General features: G+C 54.3%; 20 protein-coding genes. 10 read left to right on the top strand and 10 right to left on the bottom strand.

Translation table 11 applies throughout. The features are described 5' to 3' along the window. Window positions 1-4 precede the first annotated feature (4 nt). Window positions 5-1,315, bottom strand: a complete 1,311-nt coding sequence (locus ACERJC_RS06970) for an SrfA family protein (protein ID WP_373671341.1) — start codon at window positions 1,313-1,315, stop codon at window positions 5-7. Window positions 1,316-1,574: 259 nt separating this feature from the next. Here ACERJC_RS06970 and ACERJC_RS06965 point away from each other — a divergent pair, with 259 nt between their 5' ends. Together ACERJC_RS06965 and ACERJC_RS06960 are read left to right on the top strand one after the other, a co-directional pair. Continuing rightward, window positions 1,575-3,173: an ABC transporter substrate-binding protein gene (locus tag ACERJC_RS06965; RefSeq protein WP_152404606.1), complete on the top strand. Its 1,599-nt coding sequence runs from the start codon at window positions 1,575-1,577 to the stop codon at window positions 3,171-3,173. A gap of 9 nt (window positions 3,174-3,182) precedes the next feature. Beyond that, on the top strand, window positions 3,183-3,416 hold the full coding sequence (locus tag ACERJC_RS06960) for a YdcY family protein (protein WP_152404608.1): 234 nt from the start codon (window positions 3,183-3,185) through the stop codon (window positions 3,414-3,416). Here the strand turns inward: ACERJC_RS06960 and ACERJC_RS06955 are convergent, their stop codons facing one another. Next, the gene (locus ACERJC_RS06955; protein WP_152404610.1) at window positions 3,417-3,866 is read right to left on the bottom strand and encodes a DMT family transporter; all 450 of its coding nucleotides are present in this window, start codon (window positions 3,864-3,866) and stop codon (window positions 3,417-3,419) included. Then, window positions 3,863-4,381 (bottom strand): GNAT family N-acetyltransferase, encoded by a 519-nt coding sequence (locus ACERJC_RS06950; protein WP_373671340.1) that lies wholly within the window; start codon window positions 4,379-4,381, stop codon window positions 3,863-3,865. The genes ACERJC_RS06955 and ACERJC_RS06950 overlap by 4 nt, the downstream gene beginning before the upstream one ends. Before the next feature lie 37 nt (window positions 4,382-4,418). Between ACERJC_RS06950 and ACERJC_RS06945 the strand changes: the two genes are divergently transcribed. The 3 genes from ACERJC_RS06945 (at window position 4,419) to ACERJC_RS06935 (ending at window position 7,241) form a co-directional block, all read left to right on the top strand. Beyond that, the gene (locus ACERJC_RS06945) at window positions 4,419-4,994 is read left to right on the top strand and encodes a helix-turn-helix domain-containing protein (protein ID WP_152404614.1); all 576 of its coding nucleotides are present in this window, start codon (window positions 4,419-4,421) and stop codon (window positions 4,992-4,994) included. 57 nt (window positions 4,995-5,051) lie between these two features. Then, window positions 5,052-6,089 carry an NADPH-dependent curcumin/dihydrocurcumin reductase gene (curA, locus tag ACERJC_RS06940; protein ID WP_373671339.1) on the top strand — a complete coding sequence of 346 codons (1,038 nt, stop codon included), beginning with the start codon at window positions 5,052-5,054 and terminating at the stop codon, window positions 6,087-6,089. Window positions 6,090-6,575: 486 nt separating this feature from the next. Continuing rightward, the gene (locus ACERJC_RS06935) at window positions 6,576-7,241 is read left to right on the top strand and encodes a GntR family transcriptional regulator (protein ID WP_152404620.1); all 666 of its coding nucleotides are present in this window, start codon (window positions 6,576-6,578) and stop codon (window positions 7,239-7,241) included. Window positions 7,242-7,297: 56 nt separating this feature from the next. Here the strand turns inward: ACERJC_RS06935 and pqqU are convergent, their stop codons facing one another. Next, a complete protein-coding gene (pqqU, locus tag ACERJC_RS06930) occupies window positions 7,298-9,418 on the bottom strand; it encodes a TonB-dependent receptor PqqU (RefSeq protein WP_373671338.1) in 2,121 nt (706 codons plus the stop codon). 264 nt (window positions 9,419-9,682) lie between these two features. Between pqqU and yncE the strand changes: the two genes are divergently transcribed. After that, window positions 9,683-10,744 (top strand): 7-bladed beta-propeller protein YncE, encoded by a 1,062-nt coding sequence (gene yncE / locus ACERJC_RS06925; protein WP_373671337.1) that lies wholly within the window; start codon window positions 9,683-9,685, stop codon window positions 10,742-10,744. A gap of 437 nt (window positions 10,745-11,181) precedes the next feature. On the opposite strand, the gene ansP is transcribed toward yncE, so the two are convergent. Both ansP and ACERJC_RS06915 read right to left on the bottom strand, forming a co-directional pair. After that, window positions 11,182-12,624, bottom strand: coding sequence for an L-asparagine permease (gene ansP, locus ACERJC_RS06920; RefSeq protein WP_373671336.1), 1,443 nt, complete (start codon window positions 12,622-12,624; stop codon window positions 11,182-11,184). A 227-nt stretch (window positions 12,625-12,851) separates the two neighbouring features. Next, window positions 12,852-14,393, bottom strand: a complete 1,542-nt coding sequence (locus ACERJC_RS06915; RefSeq protein WP_373671335.1) for a methyl-accepting chemotaxis protein — start codon at window positions 14,391-14,393, stop codon at window positions 12,852-12,854. 402 nt (window positions 14,394-14,795) lie between these two features. On the opposite strand from ACERJC_RS06915, the gene ACERJC_RS06910 reads away from it, so the two are divergent. After that, the gene (locus tag ACERJC_RS06910; protein WP_371894825.1) at window positions 14,796-15,413 is read left to right on the top strand and encodes a glutathione S-transferase family protein; all 618 of its coding nucleotides are present in this window, start codon (window positions 14,796-14,798) and stop codon (window positions 15,411-15,413) included. 101 nt (window positions 15,414-15,514) lie between these two features. Here the strand turns inward: ACERJC_RS06910 and ACERJC_RS06905 are convergent, their stop codons facing one another. Further along, on the bottom strand, window positions 15,515-16,825 hold the full coding sequence (locus ACERJC_RS06905) for an MFS transporter (RefSeq protein ID WP_373671334.1): 1,311 nt from the start codon (window positions 16,823-16,825) through the stop codon (window positions 15,515-15,517). A gap of 72 nt (window positions 16,826-16,897) precedes the next feature. Continuing rightward, window positions 16,898-18,094 (bottom strand): L-talarate/galactarate dehydratase, encoded by a 1,197-nt coding sequence (locus ACERJC_RS06900; RefSeq protein ID WP_042318970.1) that lies wholly within the window; start codon window positions 18,092-18,094, stop codon window positions 16,898-16,900. 317 nt (window positions 18,095-18,411) lie between these two features. On the opposite strand from ACERJC_RS06900, the gene ACERJC_RS06895 reads away from it, so the two are divergent. Together ACERJC_RS06895 and pptA are read left to right on the top strand one after the other, a co-directional pair. Next, complete coding sequence (locus ACERJC_RS06895; RefSeq protein ID WP_152404628.1) at window positions 18,412-19,416, top strand: LacI family DNA-binding transcriptional regulator; 1,005 nt, start codon at window positions 18,412-18,414, stop codon at window positions 19,414-19,416. A gap of 65 nt (window positions 19,417-19,481) precedes the next feature. Continuing rightward, the gene (gene pptA / locus ACERJC_RS06890) at window positions 19,482-19,709 is read left to right on the top strand and encodes a tautomerase PptA (protein WP_371894824.1); all 228 of its coding nucleotides are present in this window, start codon (window positions 19,482-19,484) and stop codon (window positions 19,707-19,709) included. Between the two features lie 126 nt (window positions 19,710-19,835). Here pptA and ACERJC_RS06885 read toward each other — a convergent pair whose 3' ends face one another. After that, window positions 19,836-20,405, bottom strand: coding sequence for a flavin reductase family protein (locus ACERJC_RS06885; RefSeq protein WP_152404630.1), 570 nt, complete (start codon window positions 20,403-20,405; stop codon window positions 19,836-19,838). A gap of 136 nt (window positions 20,406-20,541) precedes the next feature. On the opposite strand from ACERJC_RS06885, the gene nhoA reads away from it, so the two are divergent. Further along, entirely contained in the window at window positions 20,542-21,387 is an 846-nt protein-coding gene (gene nhoA / locus ACERJC_RS06880) for an N-hydroxyarylamine O-acetyltransferase (protein WP_373671333.1), read from the top strand. A 44-nt stretch (window positions 21,388-21,431) separates the two neighbouring features. Here nhoA and ACERJC_RS06875 read toward each other — a convergent pair whose 3' ends face one another. Continuing rightward, complete coding sequence (locus ACERJC_RS06875) at window positions 21,432-24,380, bottom strand: autotransporter outer membrane beta-barrel domain-containing protein (RefSeq protein ID WP_373671332.1); 2,949 nt, start codon at window positions 24,378-24,380, stop codon at window positions 21,432-21,434. Window positions 24,381-24,437: the final 57 nt, after the last annotated feature.

Here is a 24,437-nt window from a genome sequence, read left to right as displayed (position 1 = left end):
AAAATCAGGCACCTATCTTTTTGAACGTCAACGGAATCGCTGCTTTCGCATCAAAGCGGGCGGTACAGGCGGCGACATCATTGGCCCCGGCTTTACAGGTGATCTCCGGCATCGGATAGCGTGAACCGTCGGTGCAGCGCGCATTGCCGCGACTCTTAATCATTAATTCCCCACTCTGATGCAGCCCCGAGAAGAGATCCGCGCGGCAGACGATGTTGTCGCCGTGAACCACACGCGCCGTACCTTTATTGTTCTGGATCTGGTAGCGCAGAGACGGCGCTTTGCCGGTGACGGGATCTTTCACATCCACTATGACGCGCCAGTTACCGTTGAGAAAGCGCGTGGTGCCTGCCTTCATCTGGTTCGCATCCATCACCAACGCGTCTTTCGGAATCGCGGTAATCACCACCGGCTCATCGGCAGGTTTTTCTTTTTTCATCGGTGCAATGACTTCCGCCTGATGCAGCGGCAGCGCGGCGGTAAGCGTCGGCAGAGGTTTCAGTTCCGGCGGCGGTGGCGGCGGTACATTGACCACTTCCGTCGCGATGGCTGGCGTCTGTGATTTCCACAGTAGCGGAGCGGCAATGGCGGCGACAATCAACGCGGCGACGGGCAGGCTCCACAGCGGCAGGCGACGTGACGGTTTGACCGGGACTGGCGTCACTTTTTCTTCTGTGACCACAGGAACCGGCTGCGGCACACTAACCGGTTCTGGCTCGCTGACCGGGACGACAGGCGTGGAGAGCAGCGGTTCGTCCGCCTGGGCAAATGTCACCTCAGGAACCGTCTCTTCGACCGGTTCTGGCTCAATGTGAATTTCCGGTTCAGGTTCTTCCTGAGTACGCAGGCATTCCAGCACATCCTCGCGGATGTTCGCATTGAGATTGATAAATCCCCAGAAGGTAATGACCGGTTTGCCATCCACCAGGAAGACGTGATTTTCGCCTGGAAACTGGACGGCCTTTTCCAGCAGCGAACCAAACAGTTGTAGTGACGTTTTCCCGGACTGCAGACTTTTGCGGCTCAGCGATGCGGCGCTTTCCAGCGTAGCACTGAGATAGCGCAGGGCGCGAAAGCGCGCCTCTTCATCGGCGGCTTTCCACGCGATGGATGCCCCTTCAACGGGGGAATACCAGTCAACCCGATCGCCGCTGTCGTTGACTTGTGGAATGGCGAGACAATCCACCATCGCCTGCTGTTTACGCAGACGGAGCGTTTCACGAATTTGTAATGCTGAATCAAAGACGGCCTGGCCGCCACCGCCGACGGCCTGATAATCATCCAGATTGCCGCTGCGCAAGAGTGTTTTTGCCACGATAAGGACCCTAAGACTTTTTCACGCATCTACTTTACGGATTCGTGGCCCAGGCAAACGGTGGAAGAGAGGCAAAAAGGGGTGAATTTTCAGGGCATAGATGCGTTGACGTTTTCGAAAAGACTTAACAGAAATTCTGTGGCGAAAGATCCAACAAAAATGCGTGGATTCGCATAACCTGAGACAGATTTGTTATTTTTCAGTTGTCTTAATCTATGCTCCTATAACCCCCTCAATAATAACGAAGAAGGTTCATATCATGTCCACAGGGAAAACGCTGCTCGCACTGGCGCTCAGTACCGTGTTACCAACGGGTGCCGCGCTGGCGGCAAATAACGACACCCTTGTCTATTGCTCGGAAGCCTCGCCAGAATCCTTTAACCCGCAAATTGCCAGTTCTGGCCCGTCGTTTGTCGCCAGTTCACAGGTGCTGTACAACCGCCTGATCAATTTCGACCCGGTAAAAAACACGCCGGTTCCGTCGCTGGCGACGGACTGGACTATCTCTGAAGATGGTAAAACCTACACCTTTACGCTGCGTCAGGGCGTGAAGTTCAACAGTAACAAGTTCTTCAAGCCAACCCGCGATTTCAACGCAGATGACGTCATTTTCTCGGTGTTACGCCAGAAAGACGCGACACATCCGTACCACAATGTGTCGCAGGGCAGCTATGAGTATTTCAACGACGTGGGCTTCGATAAGCTGATTAAAGAGGTGAAAAAGGTCGACGATTACCACGTGCAGTTTGTGCTCAGTGAACCTAACGCCGCGTTCCTTGCCGACTGGGGAATGGATTTTGCCTCCATTCTTTCTGCGGAATACGCCGACGCCATGCTGAAAAAAGGGACGCCGGAAAACGTCGATAACTGGCCGATTGGCACCGGTCCGTACGTCCTGCAACAGTACAAACAGGACTCGCAGATTCGCTATCTGGCGAACCCGAATTACTGGGACGGCGAGGTGCCGACAAAGCATCTGATCTTCGCCATCACGCCGAACGTCCAGACGCGGATGGCGAAACTGCAAACTAACGAATGTCAGATTATCCCTGCGCCTTCGCCGGTACAGTTTGATGAAATCAAGAAAAACAAAGACCTGGCGCTACATGCCGTTGAGGCGCTGAACGTCGGCTATCTGGCCTTCAACACCGAGAAAAAGCCGTTTGATAATGTGCTGGTGCGCCAGGCGCTGAACTACGCCACCGATAAGCAGGCGATTGTGAAGGCCGTCTTCCTCGGTTCGGCGAAAGTGGCAAAATCACCGATCCCGCCAAATATGATGGGTTTTAATCCGGAACTGAAGGATTACGCCTACGACCCGGAGAAAGCGAAAGCACTGTTGCAGCAGGCCGGGCAGGAGAAAGGGTTTGAAGTGACGCTCTGGTCGATGCCGGTGCAGCGTCCGTATAACCCCAACTCACGACGCATTGCGGAGATGATTCAAAGCGACTGGGCAAAAGTGGGCGTGAAGGCGAAGATCGTCTCTTACGAGTGGGGCGAATACCTTTCCGGCATGCGTAAAGGCGAGCATGACAGCGCGCTGTTTGGCTGGATGTCGGATAACGGCGACCCGGATAACTTCGCCGATGTACTGCTGGGCTGCAACAACATCAAAACCGGATCGAATGCCGCGCGCTGGTGTGATAAGGAGTATGATTCACTGGTCCAGAAAGCGAAGCTGACCAGCAAACCGGAAGCGCGCGTGAAGCTCTACCAGCAGGCGCAGGAGATCTATTATCAGCAGGCGCCGTGGATTGCGCTGGCAAACGGCAAGACATTCTACGCCACGCGCAGTAACGTGACCGGTTACAGCGTCAGCCTGATGGGCAGTGATTTTTCAAAAGCAAAACTGAATTAAGGAGTTTTTATGTCGCACCTGGATGAGGTCAGCGCCCGTGTCGATGCCGCCATTGATGAGGGCGTCATTACCCATATGAACGAACTGCTGGTTGCCCTGAGCGAGGACGCGCAGTTAAGCCGTGAAGATCGCTACACGCAGCAGCAGCGATTAAGAACGGCTATCGCGCACCACGGTCGTCAGCATAAGGAAGATATGGAAGCGCGCCGCGAACAACTCACGAAAGGCGGCACGATCCTCTGATCAGAACTGGCGCCTGGCGACGAGCCAGGCGCCGACCACCAGCATCACGGCGCCGCAGACCGGGCCGATTAAGGCTCTGAGCGGGACGCCGTGGCTGCGTAAAATATCCAGCACGAGACCGCCAATTAACTGGCTGGCGACCAGCACCGCAATGGTGGTCGCCGCACCAACATGTTGATAGCCGCTGATGCTGGCGAAAACGAAAAACGAGCCCAGCAGACCGGGGATCAGCGTCCACCAGCGCACGCTGGAAACCAGTTCGCCAAATCCCGCCACGCCCTGTTTAAACCACAAAATGCTGACAAACAGCACAATCCCGACCAGCGAGTTCAACAGCATGGCGATCAGGATGGTCGATGAGGTCTGTGTAATCCGCACCATCAGGGTGTTTTGTACCACCAGACCGATACCGGCGGCGATGAGAAAGGCGAGGGTGAGCGACTGGTTCATCCGCGCGCGTCCGGTTCGGGGCGGTCGTCAAGCTGTAACTGCATAAAGGTCAGATCCAGCCAGCGGCCAAATTTGGTGCCTACCTGCGGCATCTGCGCGGTAGTGTTAAACCCGAGCGTTTCGTGCAGGTGTAGTGAGGCGTGGTTCTGCGATTCAATACCGGCGACCATCACATGTTTACCACAGAGGCGGGCTTCATCAATCAGCCTGCTCAGTAACTGGCGTCCCAGACCTTTTCCCTGATGATCCGGATGGACATAAACCGAATGTTCGACGGTATGGCGGAAGCCATCAAAGTTGCGCCAGTCACCAAACGAGGCGTAACCCGTGACAACGTCACCTTCCACACTTACCAGCACCGGGTAACCCAGCGCCTGCCGCGCTTGATACCATGTAATGCGGTTATCGGCATCGACCGTCTGATCGTTCCAGATGGCGGCCGTGTGCAGCACCGCATGGTTATAAATCTCTGCGATGGCGGCGCAGTCCTCTTTGCTGGCGAATCGAATAGACATGTTGAACCTCAGGGCTTGTTCACTATAGTATTACGATATGAATACTATTGAAGACAGCATAAATCAACGGATCGGTGCAAGAATTCGCATTGAACGAGAATCCCGCAGCTGGTCGCTTACCGAACTGGCTGAACGGGCGGGCGTGTCGCGCGCCATGATCCACAAAATCGAACGCGGCGAAAGCAGTCCAACGGCGACGCTGCTCGGCAGGCTCTCTGGGGCGTTTGGCATCAGTATGTCCATGCTGATTGCTCGTGCCGAAATGCAGGAGGGTAAACTGTCCCGTTTCGCCGATCAGCCCGTGTGGCACGATCCGCAGAGTCACTATCTGCGCCGCCATGTGTCGCCGCGTAGCGATCTGCCTATCGATCTGGTGCAGATTGAATTGCCAGCGGGTAGCGATATCCCCATGCCAGCGTCATCGTACGTTCAGGCCCGGCAGCTGATCTGGCTGCAGCGGGGCGAACTGGTGTTCGTCGAAGGGGATACGCGTCACGAGATGAAGGCGGGAGATTGCCTGGAACTGGGGCCGCCAAATGACTGTCGTTTTATCAATGAGACGACGCAACCCTGCGTTTACCTCGTTGTGCGCTTAAACCAGGCCGGGAGTTAATGACCGCGGCGGCCTGCTACTATTGATGGATTCATGCCAAAAGCAGAGGAGAACATCATGGCTCAACAAACACAGCGTAATCGTCGTTGGGTGTTAGCATCCCGGCCACATGGCGCACCGCTGGCGGAAAATTTTCGTCTGGAAGAAGACGATGTCGCCACCCCTGGCGAAGGTCAGATTTTACTGCGCACGATTTATCTGTCGCTCGACCCGTATATGCGTGGACGCATGAGCGATGAACCGTCGTATTCGCCGCCGGTCGAGATTGGTGGTGTGATGGTTGGCGGCACCGTCAGTCGTGTAGTGACGTCAAATCATCCTGACTATAAACCTGGCGAATGGGTCCTGAGCTACAGCGGCTGGCAGGATTATGATATCTCCGACGGCACTGGGCTGGTGAAGCTTGGGGATCATCCCGAGAATCCGTCGTGGGCGCTCGGCGTGCTGGGGATGCCCGGATTTACCGCCTATATGGGATTGCTTGACATCGGTCAGCCGAAAGAGGGCGAGACGCTGGTCGTGGCGGCCGCAACCGGCCCTGTCGGCGCAACGGTTGGGCAAATTGGCAAGCTGAAGGGGTGTCGCGTCGTGGGCGTTGCTGGCGGTGCAGAAAAATGCCGCCATGCCACTGACGTGCTGGGCTTCGATGTCTGTCTGGATCACTATGCCAGCGACTTTGCTGAACAACTGGCGAAAGCTTGCCCACAAGGTATTGATGTCTACTACGAAAATGTGGGCGGGAAGGTGTTTGACGCGGTGCTGCCGTTGCTGAACACCTCGGCGCGGATCCCGCTCTGTGGTCTGGTCAGCGGTTATAATGCGACAAACTTGCCGGCGGGTCCCGACAGACTGCCGCTGTTGATGGCGACCCTGCTGAAGAAACGGATCCGACTGCAGGGGTTTATCATCGGTCAGGACTACGGACACCGCATTCACGAATTTCAGCAGGAAATGGGGCGCTGGGTGAAAGAGGGGAAAATCCACTACCGCGAGCAGGTCACTGACGGACTGGAGAACGCGCCAGAGACGTTTATCGGCCTGCTGACCGGTAAAAACTTTGGCAAAGTGGTGATCCGTCTGGCCGACGACGCGTAAACAGAACCTGGCGGCGAAAGCCGCCATTAAAAAATAGGCAAAATTTTAAATTCCAGCTTTAATTATACCCTAAATAAGTCGAGTTGCAGGACAAAGCCCAAAGGGCTTTGAACAGCGCTAGCGCTGGCCCCGAAGGGGCGAAGCCGAAGGCTGAGTCACGCGGCATGGGCGTGACAAATTCGTCGGGAACGAATTTGACCAGCCGCAGGCTGGCCTTCGGTGAGAGACAGGATGTCTCTCATTAATCTCCGGGAGCTTACTCGAGTAAGTGACGGGGGTGAACGAGCGCAGCCAACGCATCTGCAACTTGAAGTATGACGAGTATATATCACCGCGTAACCGACGAATAATCTGTCGGGGCAGTTAAAATAACGTGGGTAAATTACTGTTGTTTACGTTTTACATTTTTCATACCAGGCGATATTTATATCAATTAGGCGATTTAGCTTAATTGCGATTGGTTATGTTATGAGGTGAAGAAATAGAATGCCCGGTATGGAAAAAACGCAACATTTAAGTCTGACTACACAAGTTGAAAGAGGATTAAAAGACAAATTAAGCATTGGTGCTTTACGTCCGGGCGCCAGGCTTATCACCAAAAATATCGCACAGGAGTTGGGGATCAGCATCACACCGGTCCGGGAAGCGCTGCTACGGCTGGTCTCCTCAAGCGCATTGGCTATCGCGCCCGCACAGGCGTTTATGGTTCCGGATATCACAATGACGAGGTTTAGCGAGATCGTTCACATCCGCTGCGAACTGGAAGGTATGGCGGTGATGGCGGCGACGGGCGAGGCCACGCCGGAACGAATGGGTATTCTGCATGCGCTTCTGGCGGACTATCAGCAGGCTCACGAGAGCGGTACGATAGAAGACCGGCTGTTGGCAAACCGGGCCTTGCGCTTCAAAATTTACCAGTTTGCCAATATGCCCACGCTTGTCGAAATGATCGAACAACTTTGGGTGCGCATGGGGCCGAGCCTGCATTTTCTTTATGATATGGCAAAGCAGGAAGCCTATCAGCACAACGTCGGACATTATCAGGAATTGCTACGCGTGATGGCGACCGGAAATAAAGACGCCAGCCGTCATTGTTTAATTGACCTGATACATAAAAATGTAGTGGTAATTAAACAGCAATATAGTTATTAAGCATAGCTAAAATATAGCGGGGAAAATCCCCGCTAGTGCGGCATTAATAATCAGCCTTACTCAAAATGCCAGGCCAGGTTAACACCAACGCCATAGTTTCGCCCTGGCGCAGATTCGTAGTAGCGGCCATTCGATTCATTCACGATAACCGAGCCGACATACTCTTTGTCGAACAGGTTATCGACGCGACCAAACACATCTACCGTCAGACGGCTGACGCTAAATTTATACCCGGTATTCAGGCCGACGACGGTATAAGACGGCGCCTTCGCGGTATTTTCATCATCGGCCATGATATCGCCCATATAGCGTGCATCGGCACCCGCATACCAGCCTTCATCAGGAACGTATCCCAGCGAGGCGAACCCCATGTTCCGCGCGATGCCGGGCATCCGGTTACCGTTACAGTTCTGGTCGCTACACACGTTACTGCGATAGGTGGCATCCAGCCAGGTCCACGACGCGATGAACCGCCAGTCTCCGGCAACGCGTTGATCCCAGGCGAGCTCTGCGCCTTGGCGGCGCGTTTTACCGGCATTTTTATAGGTCGTACGTCCCCCGCTGCTGGAATCGACCACCAGTTCATCATCGGTATCGGTCTGGAAGAGCGCCGCCGTCAGCAACCCGTCACCGATCCGGGTTTTACTGCCGATTTCCACCGTATCGTTGGTCGAGGGTTTGAGCGCAAAATTCATCCCGCTTTGTCCGTCAGCGCGATAGGAAAGCTCATTGATGGTCGGCGTTTCGAAGCCACGGCCTGCGGCGAGATAGACGTTCCACCCATCGGTTAAGGCGTATTTTAACGCGCCGGCAGGCAGCCACTGATGGTAGCTGGCCTCACCGCTGTCATCGCCATTACCCGGCGTGACGTAACGATCGTTGGAATCGAACCACACTGAACTGTAGCGCACGCCGGCATCCAGCGAGAGTTTGTCGGTCAACTGCCACTGGGTTTGCAGATAAGGATCCACGTTCCACATCAGGTTGCGTTCATCGCGGCGCAGACTGCCTTTTTGTCCGTACTCCGGCACACCGTTACTCAGGCGATAGTTGTTATAGCCTTTACGGTTTTCACTCATGTTCTCGTAGTTCAAACCGGTGGTGAAGGTCACGGGGACACCCAGTTCACCACGATGCGTCCAGCGACTGTCGATGCCCTGATAATGACGTTGCAGAGCGATCACGCCGCCTGCATGAGAGGGGCGAAGCTGGGGCGTGATGGGAATGGACTGGTACTGCGTGGTTTCGCGCTCTCCGGCGTACATCATGACGCTCATGTCATCCCGCGCGCTGATCTGGCGCTCATAGCGCAATCCGGCCTGGGTCTGTTTGATGGTTTTGCGCGTGTTGTATTGCTCAGCGCGAGGGGATTGCCGCGGATCTTCCCGCCATTCCGTTTCGCTGAGGCCACCAGGATCGTCGGCTTTGATGTCGACACTGTTAAAAATCAGGCTCAGTTTACTGTCGTCATCGAGGCGTACGCCCAGTTTTGCGTTCGCCAGATTTTTCTGCGCGCCGCTGCGGTCACGATAGCCATGCGTGGTGAAACGGGTGGTGGAGACCGTGTAATCCACGTCGCCTGGCTGGGTGCCATCACCCATCGCGCCCGTGGCTTTCAGCCCATAACGCCAGCTACCGAAACTGCCGTAATAGCTGCTCGCTTCTATTGTCGGCGGCTGCTGACCGGTTTGGGTGGTGACATTCATCACGCCACCGGAGGCATTGCCGTACAGCGCTGAGAAGGGGCCGCGCAGCACCTCAACGTTCTGCACGCTGCTGAGGTCAATGTTCGATGTCTGCCCCTGACCGTCCGGCATGGTGGCGGGAATACCGTCCACATACAGACGGATGCCGCGAATGCCATAGGTGGAGCGGGAGCCGAATCCGCGCATTGAAATCTGCAAATCCTGCGCATAGTTTTGCCGGTTTTGTACCTGAAGTCCCGGCACGCGGGTCAGCGATTCTGACAGGTTGATGCGCGGCGCTGCCAGACGCATCTCATCGCCGTCAACGACGCTGACGGCTGCTGGCGTATCCAGCTCTGATATCGCCTGGGGTGACGCGCTAACGATCATCGTCTGGGCATCGGTCGAGTCATCAGCCATCACTGGCGATGAGAACACGAGCGGGAGAAAAAGTGCGGGAACTGCGGTATGTCGTGCGGAAATAATCTTCATGAAAAAGGCCAGTTAAATTGAACGTACCCAGCGGTATGTAAGTTCTATGTTAATGGATTTGTAAAAGTATGAAAATTTTAACGGCACGATGCGTTAATAATTGATGGAGAAATTAAGAAGATTGTAGCCAGAATGAGAATAAATGCTCCACATTCACATGAATAATGATTACCATTCCCATCTATAAAAAAGAGCAATACCATGATGTTGCTCGTTGAAGCGATGTGAAGCAGCAAAAATAGCGATTTATCAAAGGGAGTCGTCATGCATTTTCGTCATCTGTTTTCACCGCGCCTGCGGAGTTCATTGCTGTTAGGTTCGCTGCTGGTTGCTTCGTCATTCAGCGCCCAGGCCGCAGAAGAAATGCTGCGTAAAGGCGTGGGCAAAGGTGCCTACGAAATGGCTTACAGCCAGCAGGAAAACGCGCTGTGGTTGGCTACCTCGCAGAGCCGCAAGCTGGACAAAGGCGGCATCGTTTATCGTCTTGACCCGGTGACGCTGGAAGTCACGCAGGCCATCCATAACGATCTCAAGCCGTTTGGCGCCACCATTAACAATGCGACCCAGACGCTGTGGTTCGGCAACACGGTGAACAGCGCGGTGACGGCCATTGATGCGAAAACGAGTGAAGTGAAAGGGCGACTGGTCCTCGATGCCCGTAAGCGCTCAGAAGACGTGCGTCCGCTGCAGCCGCGTGAACTGGTTGCCGATGAAGCTACCAACACGGTTTATATCAGCGGTCTTGGCAAAGAGAGCGTGATTTGGGTAGTTGATGGCGATAAAATTGCGCTGAAAGAGACTATCCAGAATACCGGTAAGATGAGCACCGGTCTGGCGATCGATAGCCAGGCGAAACGTCTGTACACCACTAATGCCGATGGCGAATTCATTACCATCGATACCGCCACCAACAAAATCCTCAGCCGTAAAAAACTGCTGGATGACGGTAAAGAGCACTTCTTTATTAACCTGAGCCTCGATACTGCCGGTCATCGCGCATTTGTTACCGACTCAAAAGCGGCCGAAGTGCTGGTCGTTGATACCCGCAACGGCAACGTGCTGGCGAAAATCGCCGCGCCGGAATCGCTGGCCGTGTTGTTTAACCCGACGCGCAATGAAGTCTATGTGACGCACCGTCAGGCGGGTAAAGTGAGCGTGATTGATGCGAAGAGCTACAAAGTCGTGAAAACGTTTGATACGCCGACCTTCCCGAACAGCCTGGCGCTGTCAGCCGATGGCAAAACGCTGTACGTGAGCGTGAAACAGAAATCCACTCGCGAGAAAGAAGCCACTGAACCGGATGATGTGATTCGCATCGCCCTGTAAGACGCCAGAGGGCGGTAATGTCGGGCGCCAGCGCTAAGACTACCGCCTGATGGCGCTTCGCTTATCAGGCCTACGCCTGAGGGGGGGCGTAGGCCGGGTAAGGCGAAGCCGTCACCCGGCAGATACATGAAATACGCCGACCTTCCCGAACAGTCTGGCGCTGTCAGCCGATGGCAAAACGCTGTACGTGAGCGTGAAACAGAAATCCACTCGCGAGAAAGAAGCCTCTGAACCGGATGATGTGATTCGCATCGCCCTGTAAGACGCCAGAGGGCGGTAATGTCGGGCACCGGCGCTAAGACTACCGCCTGATGGCGCTTCGCTTATCAGGCCTACGCCTGAGGGGTGTCGTAGGCCGGGCAAGGCGAAGCCGTCACCCGGCAGATACATGAAGGTGCAATCTGAGAAGGCCTGCCCGAAAGTGCAGGCCTTATTATTTATGGCGCGGTGCGGTGTATTTCCGCCACGCGTTTACGCACGCCGTACCAGCCAGCGACCAGCAGGATTGCAATCAGCGGCAGAGAAGCAATGGTCCAGGTTCCGTTCGGATAATCGAACGCCATCAGCACCAGAACGCTCAACAGAAACAGCAGCGTTAACCACGAGGTAAACGGCGCGCCAGGCAGCCTGAAGCTGACGTCGGCGGCTTTCCCTTCTTTGATGGTCTGACGCAAGCGCAGCTGGCAAACCACGATAAAACCCCACGAGGCGATGATCCCCAGCGACGCAAAGTTCAACACGATTTCGAAGACCTGTGACGGGACCAGATAGTTGAGAAAAACCCCGACAACATACACCACCAGCGTCGCCAGAATCCCCGCATAGGGCACATGCTGACGGCTCATCTTACTCATGAATTTGGGGGCTGAGCCGCCCATCGCCATTGAGCGCAAAATGCGTCCGGTGCAATAAAGACCGGAGTTCAGGCTGGAGAGGGCGGCAGTCAGTACGACGATGTTCATCATACTGCCAATGTAAGGAACGCCGAGCTTCGAAAAGAAGGTCACAAACGGGCTTTGTCCCGCCTGATAGGCGTTCCATGGCAGCAGCAGAACCAGCAGCACTACGGACCCGACGTAGAACAGGCCGATACGCCAGATCACGCTGTTGATGGCTTTTGGCACCATCGTCTGCGGATCTTTACACTCGCCAGCGGCGGTTCCCACCAGTTCGATAGAAGCAAAGGCAAAGACCACCCCTTGCACCAGCACCAGCGCTGGCAGCAGGCCGTGGGGGAAGAATCCGCCGTTATCGGTAATCAGATGAAAGCCGGTGGCATTACCATCCAGCGGTTTACCCGAGCCGAGGAAAATCGTCCCGACCACCAGAAAGAGGACAATGGCCAGTACTTTGACCAGTGCAAACCAGAACTCCATTTCGGCAAACCACTTCACGCCGATCATGTTCATAGTACCCACAATAGCCAGCGCGCCGAGCGCAAAGACCCACTGCGGAACGTCACCAAACGCGCCCCAGTAGTGCATATACAGCGCGACGGCGGTGATATCGACAATGCCGGTCATTGCCCAGTTGATGAAGTACATCCATCCTGCGACGTAGGCGGCTTTCTCGCCGAGAAATTCACGGGCGTATGAGACGAAACTGCCGCTGGAAGGACGGTGTAAAACCAGTTCGCCCAGCGCGCGCAGAATAAAGAACGAGAAGATCCCGCAGACCAGATAGACCAGCGCCAGCGCCGGACCCGCCATCTGCAGGCGTGCGCCAGCCCCCAAAAATAACCCGGTTCCAATGGCGCCGCCGATGGCGATCATCTGGACCTGACGGTTGCCCATCGCTTTGTGATAACCCTCTTCATGGGCATTCAACCAGCGTCGTTTCGCCGCATGCTGCTCCGACACCGTTGTCTCTTGTGTATTCATTACGTTACCTGTTTACCTGTCTGATAAGTCGAACTTTTCGTCGCAACCACCTGCTGCGACGCAGGGGGGGCTTCCCGTCATTCTGGGTAGGGATAACACCACCGGCGGAGCATCCTACCTGCAAATAATAAACGGTGCAAAATAGTCCATTCTGAATGGTCAGATTGCGTAATAATCAACCAGAACTGAAGTGAGAACCCGCTCTGAACAGGCAGAGCGGGAGGGGATCAGGCGGAGGTGCCGAAGACGTGTACCGCCTGTTGCAGGCGTGACGAGCGCCCGGAAAGATTGCCAGCGGCGTCCCTGACGCTTTCCACCATCGCGGCATTGTTATCGGTCATGGTGCCAATGCGGGAGATAGAATCGTTAATCAGTTCCAGCGCCTGCGTCTGTTCGCGCGTCGCGAGGCCAATTTCTTTAATCATGGTCGACATCTGGAACACGTCGTCGATCATCCCGGTCAGATGGGTTTCCGTCTGCTCAACCATGCTCACCCCGGCGTTGACGTTGGCGACGTTCTTCTCAATCAGCGACGCAATCTCTTTGGCGGCCGACGCGGAGTGCTGCGCCAGATTCCGCACTTCAGCGGCAACGACCGCAAATCCGCGTCCGGATTCTCCGGCGCGGGCGGCTTCAACCGCCGCGTTAAGCGCGAGGATATTGGTCTGGAAAGCAATACTGTCGATCACGCCAATGATATCGACGATCTGCCCGTTATCGCGGGAAATCGACTGCATCATGCCGATCGTCTGCTTCATGAAGTCGCCCCCTTCGCTGGCGTTAGCGCTGGTTCTGTCCGCCATCGTCATCGTTTGTGCGGCGGTATCTGCCGTTTGCTGCACCGCGCTGCCTATCTCTTCAATCGCGGCCGCGGTTTGTTGCAGGTTGGCCGAGGTCTCTTCGGAGCGCTTATGCAGCGCCGAGCCTTCCTGACTGACGCGGGTACTGATCTCCTGAATACCGGCAATTTGGGTACTGACATCGTCTACCAGTGAATTCAGATTTAATCCGGCCTGATTAACCAGACGCATCATCATCCCCAGTTCATCGACGCGATCTAAATGAATGCTGTCGGGTTTTCGCCCGGCGACCACTTTCTGCATCTGCGACAGGATCTGTTTAACCGGATGACAAATTTGATACTTAAGGTAAATAACCAGCAGCAGAAATAAGAGGGTAAACGCGCCTGCCTGAATAAGCGGATTAATCGCTAAGAAAATAATCGCCAAGGCGAGAAACAGACTGGCACCAATAGCATAATTGACACGTTGACGGATGGATAACCATTTAAACGCGGATAAAAAGGCCAGGATGCCACGGCGAATAATAATGCCCTTAAATAATCGATGGCCCTTGAAATTGTTATTATTTATCTTTTGATAAAGCTGCTCACTTTGCTCAATTTCCTGACGCGCAGGAACAGTGCGTACCGAGATGTATCCGGTTAACTGTTCGTTATGCCAGACGGGGGTAACGTTGGCGCGAACCCAGTAGTGGTCACCATTGTGACGACGATTCTTGACCATGCCGGTCCAGCTGTCGCCCTGTTGCAGGGTAAACCACATATCAGCAAAGGCGGCAGGCGGCATATCCGGATGACGAATGATATTATGCGGTTCGCCCATCAGTTGATTTTCGCCAAATCCACTGGCGTCGATAAACGCTGAATTCGCATAGGTAATATGGCTTTGCGTATTCGTTGTAGATAAGAGCGTCGCTTTCTCGTTAAGTAAAAACTCTTTCTGTGTAACGGGAATGTTACTTCTCATGAAAGACTCCTGGTGATACTGTGCGGAATAAACACAAAAATCCGTCAGCCCGGGCAGACGGATAATAGAGATTGATGTATTTAGAATGCTGCATTCTCTACTAAACATAAGAATGACGAAAGTATTTAAAATGAAATTTACACGCTTTAATTAAAATGAGATGTCAGTAAAATGAAAAATAAATACAACTGCGCAACCTGAAAAGTACAGGCTGTTCTCCTAAGTAAAATCTAACCAATAAAACGATGCCAAAAAGAAAATAGGGTCGTTCAATTGCGGTTAAGATCATTCATTTTACTGACCTATTAATTTTTGTAGGGAGCGGTTGGCAGGAACGTTCAGAAAGCCATGCCAGAAATGCAGGTTACTCTACACTTAGAGTTTTAACCTGCAGGAGGCAGTATGATTAAGGTTTATGGGGCGCCAGGGTGGGGGTCAGCGATCGGCGAATTAATGCTTACGCTGGCGGACATTCCGTATCGTTTTATTGATATCAGCGGTTTTGACAGTGAAGGGCCGCAGCGCGATCTGCTGAAAAAAATCAATCCGCTGTGCCAGGTACCGACGCTGACGCTTGAAAATGGTGAGGTGATGACCGAAACGGCAGCCATCGCGCTGATGGTACTCGATCGTCGCCCCGATCTGGCTCCGCCCGTTGGAAGTACAGAGCGCCAGCAGTTTCAGCGCCTGTTAATCTGGCTGGTGGCTAATATCTATCCGACATATACCTACGCTGACTATCCGGAACGCTGGGTTCCTGATGCGCCCGCACAGTTGAAAAAGAACGGTATTGAATACCGTAAATCACTCTACCTCTGGCTGAACGACCAACTGAGCGCCGAACCGTATGCCTTCGGCGAGCAGTTAACCCTGCTTGATTGTTATCTGTGCGTGATGCGCACCTGGGGGCCGGGTCATGACTGGTTTCAGGACAATACGCCGAATATCAGCGCGATAGCGGACGCCGTGTGTCAGCGGGCAGAATTACGCCAGGTGCTGAAAAACAATGAGATCATCTGAGAGAAGGTGACACTGGCAGCGGGTGAAAGCGCAATAAAAAAACGCTGTTCCGAGGAGTGCAATCCCGGAACAGCGGGGCGAAGTCTTCGCCATAGGGACTATCAGGCAGCAGACGGGGTTAGCGTAATGCGATCCAACGGTCCAACAATAAACAGGTAGGAAATAAGGCCAATGAGCCCCATTGAGCCGACGTACAGAATGGCGAAGTCAAACGACTGGGTATTGGCCAGAATTACGCCGATCACCAGCGGAGTGACGATACTTGCCATGTTGCCGCACATATTGAAGACACCCCCCGCGATGCCCAGTACCTCTTTCGGTGACGTATCGCTAAGGACGCACCAGCCGAGATTGCCAAACCCTTTGGCGAAAAAGGCCAGGCTCATCGCAGCAATGACCACGAACTCCGAAGAGGTGTAGTTAGCGATAACAATCACGCAGGAGAGCAGCATGCCGCAAATCACCGGCAGTTTACGCGCGATGGTGAGGCTGTAGCCGCGTTTGAGCAACCAGTCGGAGAAGACGCCACCGAGCAGGCCGCCGATAAATCCGGCAATCGCCGGGATACTGGCGACAAAACCCACTTTCAGTATCGACATCCCCTTGGCCTGGTACAGGTAGGTTGGGAACCAGGTCAGGAAGAACCAGGTGATAGAGGTGACGCAAAACTGTCCGATGTAGACACCGATCATCATCCGGTTAACGCAGACGCTTTTGATCTGGGCGAACGAGACCTTCTGCGGCTCCTTTTTACTGCCAAGCATCGGTTCACCGCCACCCTCGCGGATATAGTCAATCTCCTGCTGATTCACTTTGGGATGGTGCATCGGATCCTTGATTTTAATTAACCAGAAGACGCCGAGAATAACGCCAATCGCACCGATGTAATAAAAGACAAAATGCCAGCTCAGGTTATGCAGAATAATGGTCATCAGCGGGGTAATAATCCCCAGCGAGATATACTGTGCGGCCTGATAAACCGAGGTGACAAAACCTCGCTCATTATTCGGGAACCACTGTACGCTTAAGCGACTGTTTGCCGGAAAGGCTGGCGCCTCGATTGCGCCCATCAATAAACGCAGAATAATCAACACAATCAGCGGACTGGCATACAGATAGATGGTGCCCTGAAACATGGTCACCAGCGACCAACCGATCAGCGCGCAGCCATATACCAGGCGTGAGCCGTAGCGGTCTAATAACCAACCGCCGGGTAATTGCATTATCACATACGCAATACCAAAAGAAGAAAAAGCCAGTCCCATGGCTTCCGGATCAAAGCCTAATTCTTTACTCATAATGGGCGCGACGACGGATAACGTTGCCCGGTCGGCATAATTAAATACAGTGGCAAGAAATAAAAATATAAGAATGCTGTAACGCACTTTGGTGCGCTTTATCATTGTGCTCATTCTCTACTCCTCAGTAAGGGCAGAAAGCGTTCTGTAAGGTAAGAGGGCGGGAGTTATTCCCGCCAGTGGGGATCAGGGGCGTTTGCCAAATTCGCAGCTTAGTTGGGTCCAGCGGCGGGCCTGTTCGCTCAGGGTGAAGCCCAGACCGTGACGATCGGAGATCCACATGCGACCGTCGCGCAGTTCAAGCTGCTCGTTGAACAGCGGGTTCAGCCATTCGAAATGCTCCAGCCACGGCTCCAGCGGGTAGGCGGCGGACAGATGCAGGTGAACTTCCATGGCAAAATGCGGCGCAAGTTTACGCCCGTGCTTCGCGGCCAGATCCATAATCTTCAGGAACGGTGAAATGCCGCCAACGCGAGGAGCGTCTGGCTGGACGAAGTCGCTGGCGTTCCCCAGAATCAGCTGTTCGTGCTCGCGGAAGCTGGTGAGCATTTCACCGGTGGCGATGGGCGTATCCAGCGCGGCGGCAAGCTGAGCGTGACCTTCAACATCGTAGGCGTCCAGCGGCTCTTCAATCCAGATAAGATTGAACTGTTCCATTTTGCGCCCCATGCGAATAGCCGTTTCACGATCCCACTGTTGGTTGGCATCGACCATCAACGGGAAGTCATCGCCCAGCGCTTCGCGAACGGCGGTTAAGCGGCGGATATCCTCGGCACAGTTGGGTTGACCCACTTTCAGTTTGATCCCGCCGATGCCGTTTTCGCGTGAAATCACGACATTTTTCAGTACCTGATCGAGCGGGGTATGCAGGAAACCGCCGGAGGTGTTGTAGCACTGCACGGAATCCCGGTGCGCGCCCAGCAGTTTAGCCAGCGGCAGGCCAGCACGCTTGGCTTTCATGTCCCAGAGGGCGATATCGATAGGGGAGATGGCCTGAACCGCCATTCCGCTGCGGCCAACGGATGCGCCTGCCCACAGCAGCTTGGTGTAGATCTTATCGATGTCATTCGGATCTTCACCCAGCAGGTTGTCGGCGATCTCTTTGGCATGAGCGTAAATGCCCTGACCACCGGCTCGTTTTGAATAGCTGAAGCCGACGCCTTCAAATCCATCGCGACTGCGGATCTCGGCAATAATAATCGCCACTTCGGTCAGCGGTTTCTGGCGACCGGTTAACACTTTGGCGTCACTCACCGGGGTCGCCAGCGGCAGAAATGCCAGTGACAGCTTCACCCACTCGATGCGATCGCCGGTTTCCGCTGCCGTTCTGGCGTTGGCTGCTTTGGCATAGGTTACGGCGTCAGAATTCGCGCTTAAGGACATGTCATTCTCCTGATTGATGTAAAATGATTGCGCTAACATTTCTATTCTTATGGCGGAAATTAATCCAGAGAGTTGATGTTGAATTGAACAATCGATCACATATGGCGAATAAAAAAGGGGAATTCCTGCAAAACAGGTCACGATCCAAAACAATCTGGTAAAATGCACAACATTGAATGATGGCGCTAACATTTCATTGTGCGAGGGGGGAAGTAAGCTGCTGTATTTGCGGCGTTTCCTGGTCAGAAGCTGGCAATAGCCACCGGCATGATGAATAATGCACAGATAAATCAGTGAATTTTGCAGGGGCATCCACAGTGAAGAGCACAAAACCACCTCGCGCGCCGACGCTGGAAGATGTTGCCCGCAGTGCTGGACTGTCGCCCATGACGGTGAGTCGGGCGCTCAATACACCGCAACTGGTGCGGCCTAAAACGGTTGAGAAAGTGATGCAGGCGGTGCGGGCGACCGGCTATATTCCCAACGCGCTGGCGGGAGGTCTTGCGTCACGGCGCAGTAAATTGATTGCCATTGTGGTGCCTCAGATCAACAACAACATGTTCGTCGATACTATCCAGTCGCTGAGCGATGAACTGGCAAGGCGCGGCTATCATATTCTCCTGTGCGTGGCGGGGTATACCGAGCAGACGGAAGCGGAGCTGGTGGCAACACTGCTTTCCCGGCGTCCGGACGGCGTAGTGTTAACCGGCATCCACCACACCAGCGAACTGAAAAAAGTGATTCTCAACGCGGCTATTCCGGTGGTCGAAATCTGGGATCTCACGCCAACGCCGCTTGATATGCTGGTCGGTTTCTCTCATGAAAAAGTCGGGCAGGCCACCGGCGAGTATCTGCTAAGTAAAGGGTATCGTCGTCCCGGTTTGCTGTGGACGGCCGATCGCCGCGCCGGTCAGCGTAAGCAGGGGCTATGCAGCGTTCTGGCACGTCATGATATTCATGATGTGCCGCAGGTCGATGTGCCGCTCCCGGCATCGCTGTCGCTGGGACGCAGCGGACTCACGCAACTCTTCAGCGAAGGGGAATTCGACGTAATTGTCTGCAGTTCCGACACCCTGGCGCAGGGCGCGATGATGGAAGCGGAAAGCCGTGGATTACGTATTCCGCAGGATTTAGCGGTCATCGGTTTTGGCGATCTCGATTTTGCCGCCAGTAATCGTCCGTCGATCACCACCGTCAGCGTTGACCGTCGCGCCATTGGTCAGCGAGCCGCCACGCTGTTGGCGAATCGCATTGAACAAACGGCAGTGGAAGAGGCCATTATCGATATCGGTTTTCACCTTATTGAGCGTGAGTCCGCATAAACTGACACTGGCGTATTCACAACTGTGCTCGTTTTTATCCTCACACTGATAATAAGGAACCTGCAATGCCACACGTTGATATTAAATGTTTTCCGCGCGACCTGACTGATGAACAAAAAGCGGCACTGGCCTCAGAGATTACTGAGACGATCGTTCGTCATCTGAAAAGCAAAGCGCGCTCGGTGAGCGTGGCGCTGACTGAAGTTCCTGAAGAAGCGTGGCAGGACGTATGGGATAGCGAGATTGCACCGCAGATGGACGCGCTGATTAAAAAGCCAGGCTACAGCATGTAATAAAACGCCCGGTCGCGAAGGCTGACCGGGCGACGTCGGATTATGGCGTGACGATATTGAACATTGAACCAGAACTCAACTTTATCCGTATAGCCAGGCAAGAGGAGCACTATGGTGCAGGCGCAGCTAACCCGCCGTTACGCGTTTGCCGCTGGTGACGAACGTTCCAGCGCCAAGATGATGCAGGGTATTAAGCTTATCGTCATCAAACTGCCAGCGACCTTCGACAAACACACGTTCATCCGCGGCGGCAGAAACCACTTCACCGAATAAGGTGTCGTATTTTTCCTGCGCGGCGGTGGCGGGGAGGAGACGACACTCCATCCATGCCAGACATTTTTCTTCGACCACCGGCAGCCCCAGAACCGGCCCTTGTATCACCGGGATACCGTAACAGTTGAACTTGTCTTCATCGCGACCGGAGACGCTGCCGACAGCGTACGTCCAGTTGGTGGCGGCGACGCCGGGAATGACGATACCGAACAGGCCGCTGCGCTCAATTAACTCTCGCGACCAGGCCGTTTTATCGACCACAATGGCGAGACGGGGCGGTTCAAACTCGACGGGCATAGACCACGCGGCGGCCATGATGTTGCGTCGGTTGCTGACCTCATCGCGACTGGTGATAAGCACCGTAGGGCCATGATTGAGCAGGCGACTGGCGTGGCGTAATTCGACAGGACGGAATCGGCTCATAGGATTGTCTCGCAAAGGGTTTTTCTGAGTATTAATGAAAATCGACGTTGCGCCAACCTACTAATAACATCAGCCTCACGCTTTGAGCGCATCGTTTATACTCGGGTAACGATTAAGGCTCACGACAGGAAACCTGATGACTCCCATCCTGAATGCTTATTTTGCGCGTCTGAACTGGTCAGGGCGTACCGAAGTCAATATTGAGACGCTTCGGGCGCTACATTTGCAGCATAACTGTACTATCCCGTTTGAGAATCTCGACGTGCTGTTGCCGCGAGAAATGCACCTTGACGATCGGTCGCTGGAAGAGAAACTCATTACCGCACGTCGCGGTGGCTATTGTTTTGAGCAAAATGGCGTGTTTGAGCGCGTACTGCGCGAACTGGGCTTTACCGTGCGCAGCCTGTTGGGTCGCGTGGTGCTGGCAAATCCACCGAATTTACCCCCGCGAACTCACCGTCTGCTGTTGGTGGAACTGGACGGCGAATCGTGGATAGCCGATGTGGGGTTTGGCGGCCAGACGCTCACGGCTCCCATTCGTCTGCAAGCGGACATGATTCAGAAGACGCCGCACGGTGAATACCGTTTGCAGCAGGAGGGGGACGACTGGATCCTGCAGTTCTGTCATCACGAACACTGGCAGTCCATGTATCGCTTCGATGGGGTGACGCAGCAGCAAAGTGACCATGTGATGGGCAACTTCTGGTCTGCGCACTGGCCGCAATCGCATTTTCGTCATCACCTGTTAATGTGTCGTCATTTGCCGGACGGGGGAAAATTGACCCTCACCAACTTCCATTTCACGCATTACGAAAATGACAGGGTGGTAGAACAGCGCAATTTGCCGGATGTCGCCTCGCTGTATGCGTTACTACAGGAACGTTTTGGCCTGGGGGTGACGGACGCGAAGCATGGGTTTACGGAAACTGAGCTGGCAAGGGTGATGGCGGCGTTTGATACGCATCCGGAAGCCGGAAAATAAAGAAAACCCGGCAGGCGACGCATGCGCTTACCGGGGATTTTTCATCAGAACGAGGCTTTAATCCCGATCATCGCTGAGGTATCGCTGTAACCTTTGTCGCCAACCTGCTGAGCGACGTTACCCCACAGCGCGACGTTCTTCGTCAACTGGCCTTCGACACCGGCTTTCAGTTCGCCGATATTGCGGGCACCCTGCAGATTCACGTTTTCACCGTTCATCGAGACGCCAAAGTCTTTGCTGTTGTGGATCCAGTTGGCTTCCACAAACGGCTGGAAGGTGCGGTTCTTATCATTGTCCAGTTGGTTATGTCCCTTGCCGAACAGACGGACGCCGACGCGGGTCTGGATGTTGCCATCGCCGTTGCCTTCCACGCGGGTACCGTTAACTTCTTTGTGCTCATCCCCTTTTACGCCCATCCAGGTGACCTGCGCTTTCGGCTGGATATACAGCGCGTTACGTTCGCTTAACGCCGCCAGTTTCCAGGTATAGCCGGATTCGACAGACGCGGTGAATCCGCTGGAATCATACTCTTCCGCTTCAACGTCACGACCGGAAACGGTGTTATCGAACCAGCTGTACTGCGCCCAGGTGTCAACGTATGCCCCTTCGTGAGTGGCGTTGTCCTGCAGCCACGTACCGTACAGACCGACGCTGTAACCGCTGATGCGACTGTCAGCGCGGTTACCATTACGCTGGTTTTCCGCACGGCTCTTCTGGTTAGCGTAACCGGCCATCAGACCCAGATGGTAACGATCGGTGTTGTCCGAAGACCACTGCGCGAGATCGCCACCCAACTGCATGACATAGCGGTTGCTCTGCATGTTCAGCTGGTCGCTGCTGTCTTTCTGACGGGTATGACCACCGACATTACGCAGCCACAGGCTGGTGACCGCGTCCTCGCCGGTCAGTGCGTCAACATAATGCGTTTCGCCCAGACGATCCTGTAAGCGGGTGTTAAACATCGTGTTCGCCGCCTGCAGGTTCATACCGTACAGACCGGCTTCCGGACGTATCGCGTGTTCACGCGGCGTCGGCGATGGCGACTGCGGATCGGTGGGATCAACAGGCGATGCCGGATCCACCGGGGTGACCGGAGACAGCGCGCTGCTCAGGTACCAGTTCTTGTTGTTCCCGCCTTCGCCGCGTTGCAGGGTGTAGTCATAGGCGCCTGCCACGATGCGGCCATTCTGTCTGAACTCCCCGTCGGAATGACCGGCGACGCTGATGAGTTCGATACCGTCCGTCGTCAGTCCACCCGCGCCCCCGGCGTTCAGCACGTTGACGCTCGTCGTGCCCGAGGTGTTGCCGGCAACGATCATCCGGTCAGTCGGCGAGGCGTCATCGCCCAGTTGAGTGTTCATCACGATGTTACCGTTCGCCCCGGTATAATCGCCGTCCACCGTCAGGGTTTTGAAGCGCGTGGCCTCACGGGTCAGCCTGCGACTCTGCACGCTGGTGGGCATGAAGGTCAGCGTGGAATCATCCAGCGTCAGGTGAGTAAGCTGAGAACTTTTGGTCATGTTCCAGGCCGAGCCTTCCGCCAGCGACAGGTTATTCACCGCGTTGCCGCGGGTTACCGTTCCGCCAACGAAACGCGACTGGCTGGTCGCACGGATGTCAACCACGGCGGCATCGCTGGCTTCGACAGTACCGACAATCTGCACGTTCTGCGGATGAATCGTCACGCGGGAGTCCGCGTTTTCAGCCAGAATAGCGGTGGCATTCGGGTCGTTGTAGTTCACCCCCATCTGCACCCCGCCGTTCAGCGTGATTTCGCCGCCTTTGTCCGCATGGACATAGTTCCAGCTCCCGCTGCGGGTGGTATCAACAACATCAATATTGAGACGCCCATTAATGTCGATTTTACCCGCCGTCGACGCATCGTCTTTACTGGCCAGAATACCGGTACCGGTCGTCTGCTGGTGTCCCTGGGTGTCCAGCGTGATGTTCAGGTCGTTGCTGGTAAACTGCGTGGACCCCATGGAGTCAACGCCATCAAGAACCGTCCTGTCTGCACCTGATTTCAGCAGCAGGGTCGTTGTACCGTGGGTGGTGATAGTCGAATCCAAATCGATGCCCGAAAGACCATCAGAAAGCCAGATTGCGGACGCGACGCCCCCGACGCCATTGACGGTGACATCGACATTGGTATCGCCAAACGCTTCGATATAACCGGCGTTAGCATTAATACCATCCGCAAAATCATCGGCAACGGATTTAACGCTGGCATTTTGATACTGAATCAGCGAGCGGTTAGCTGCGTCTGTCGCTTCCGAAACGATCCCCACGGCGTATTCTGTACTCTTGCTATTAACAATAAGATTTTCAGCGTCGATGAAAGTCCCTTCCTTCGCATAAACGTTAAAAGCGTGTCCATTCGCCCCGGTTACCGTTGCATTCACCGTGGTATCGCCGGTTAAGGTAATAACGCCATTATTTTTATCAGAAAAGATACCCGAGATAGTCTTGCCATCACGCTGGTGGCTGATGTTGATGGTTAAATCATCAGCAATAAGCGCGCCTTTTTGTGCACGATAGGCGTCACTGGTTCCCCCCATATCAACAATGCCGACGGCGAACAGAGATTGATAATCTTCATCAAGCGCCAGGTCCGGGCGTCCGTCGACCGTACCCGGAATAAAATCCCCGGTAATTTGATTCACCGTAGAGCCTGACCCTAAATTGATTGTTCCGCTGTTGGCAACAAAAACAGTACCAGACGCGAGCGTTAAATCGCCATCTTCAAACTCGCCCCTGCCGCTAACGATTGGCGTTCCGCCCGGGTGGGTAACCGTAATCCCGCCATTGTTCGCCACGGAGAGGGTGTTATTTTCCCCGGAGGTACTGATAATTTTATAGGTACCGCCGTCGGTAAGGGCTCCACTCCCGGTGATAATCCCCTCATCATCATTATAGATTTTTGCACAAACGTTATTTGTCATTAACAGGCTGCCAATCAATAATGCCATGGTTGTTAAGTTAAATTCTTTCATATCAATATTCACATTCTTAATAGACAAATACAGCGCGTAATATATTATATTTACGGC

It is taken from the genome of Citrobacter telavivensis, assembly GCF_041807075.1.
GTDB classification, from domain to species: Bacteria; Pseudomonadota; Gammaproteobacteria; order Enterobacterales; family Enterobacteriaceae; genus Citrobacter_A; species Citrobacter_A telavivensis.
The sequence above is the reverse complement of the archived record's forward strand: the minus strand, read 5'-3'. Positions and strand labels throughout refer to the sequence as shown.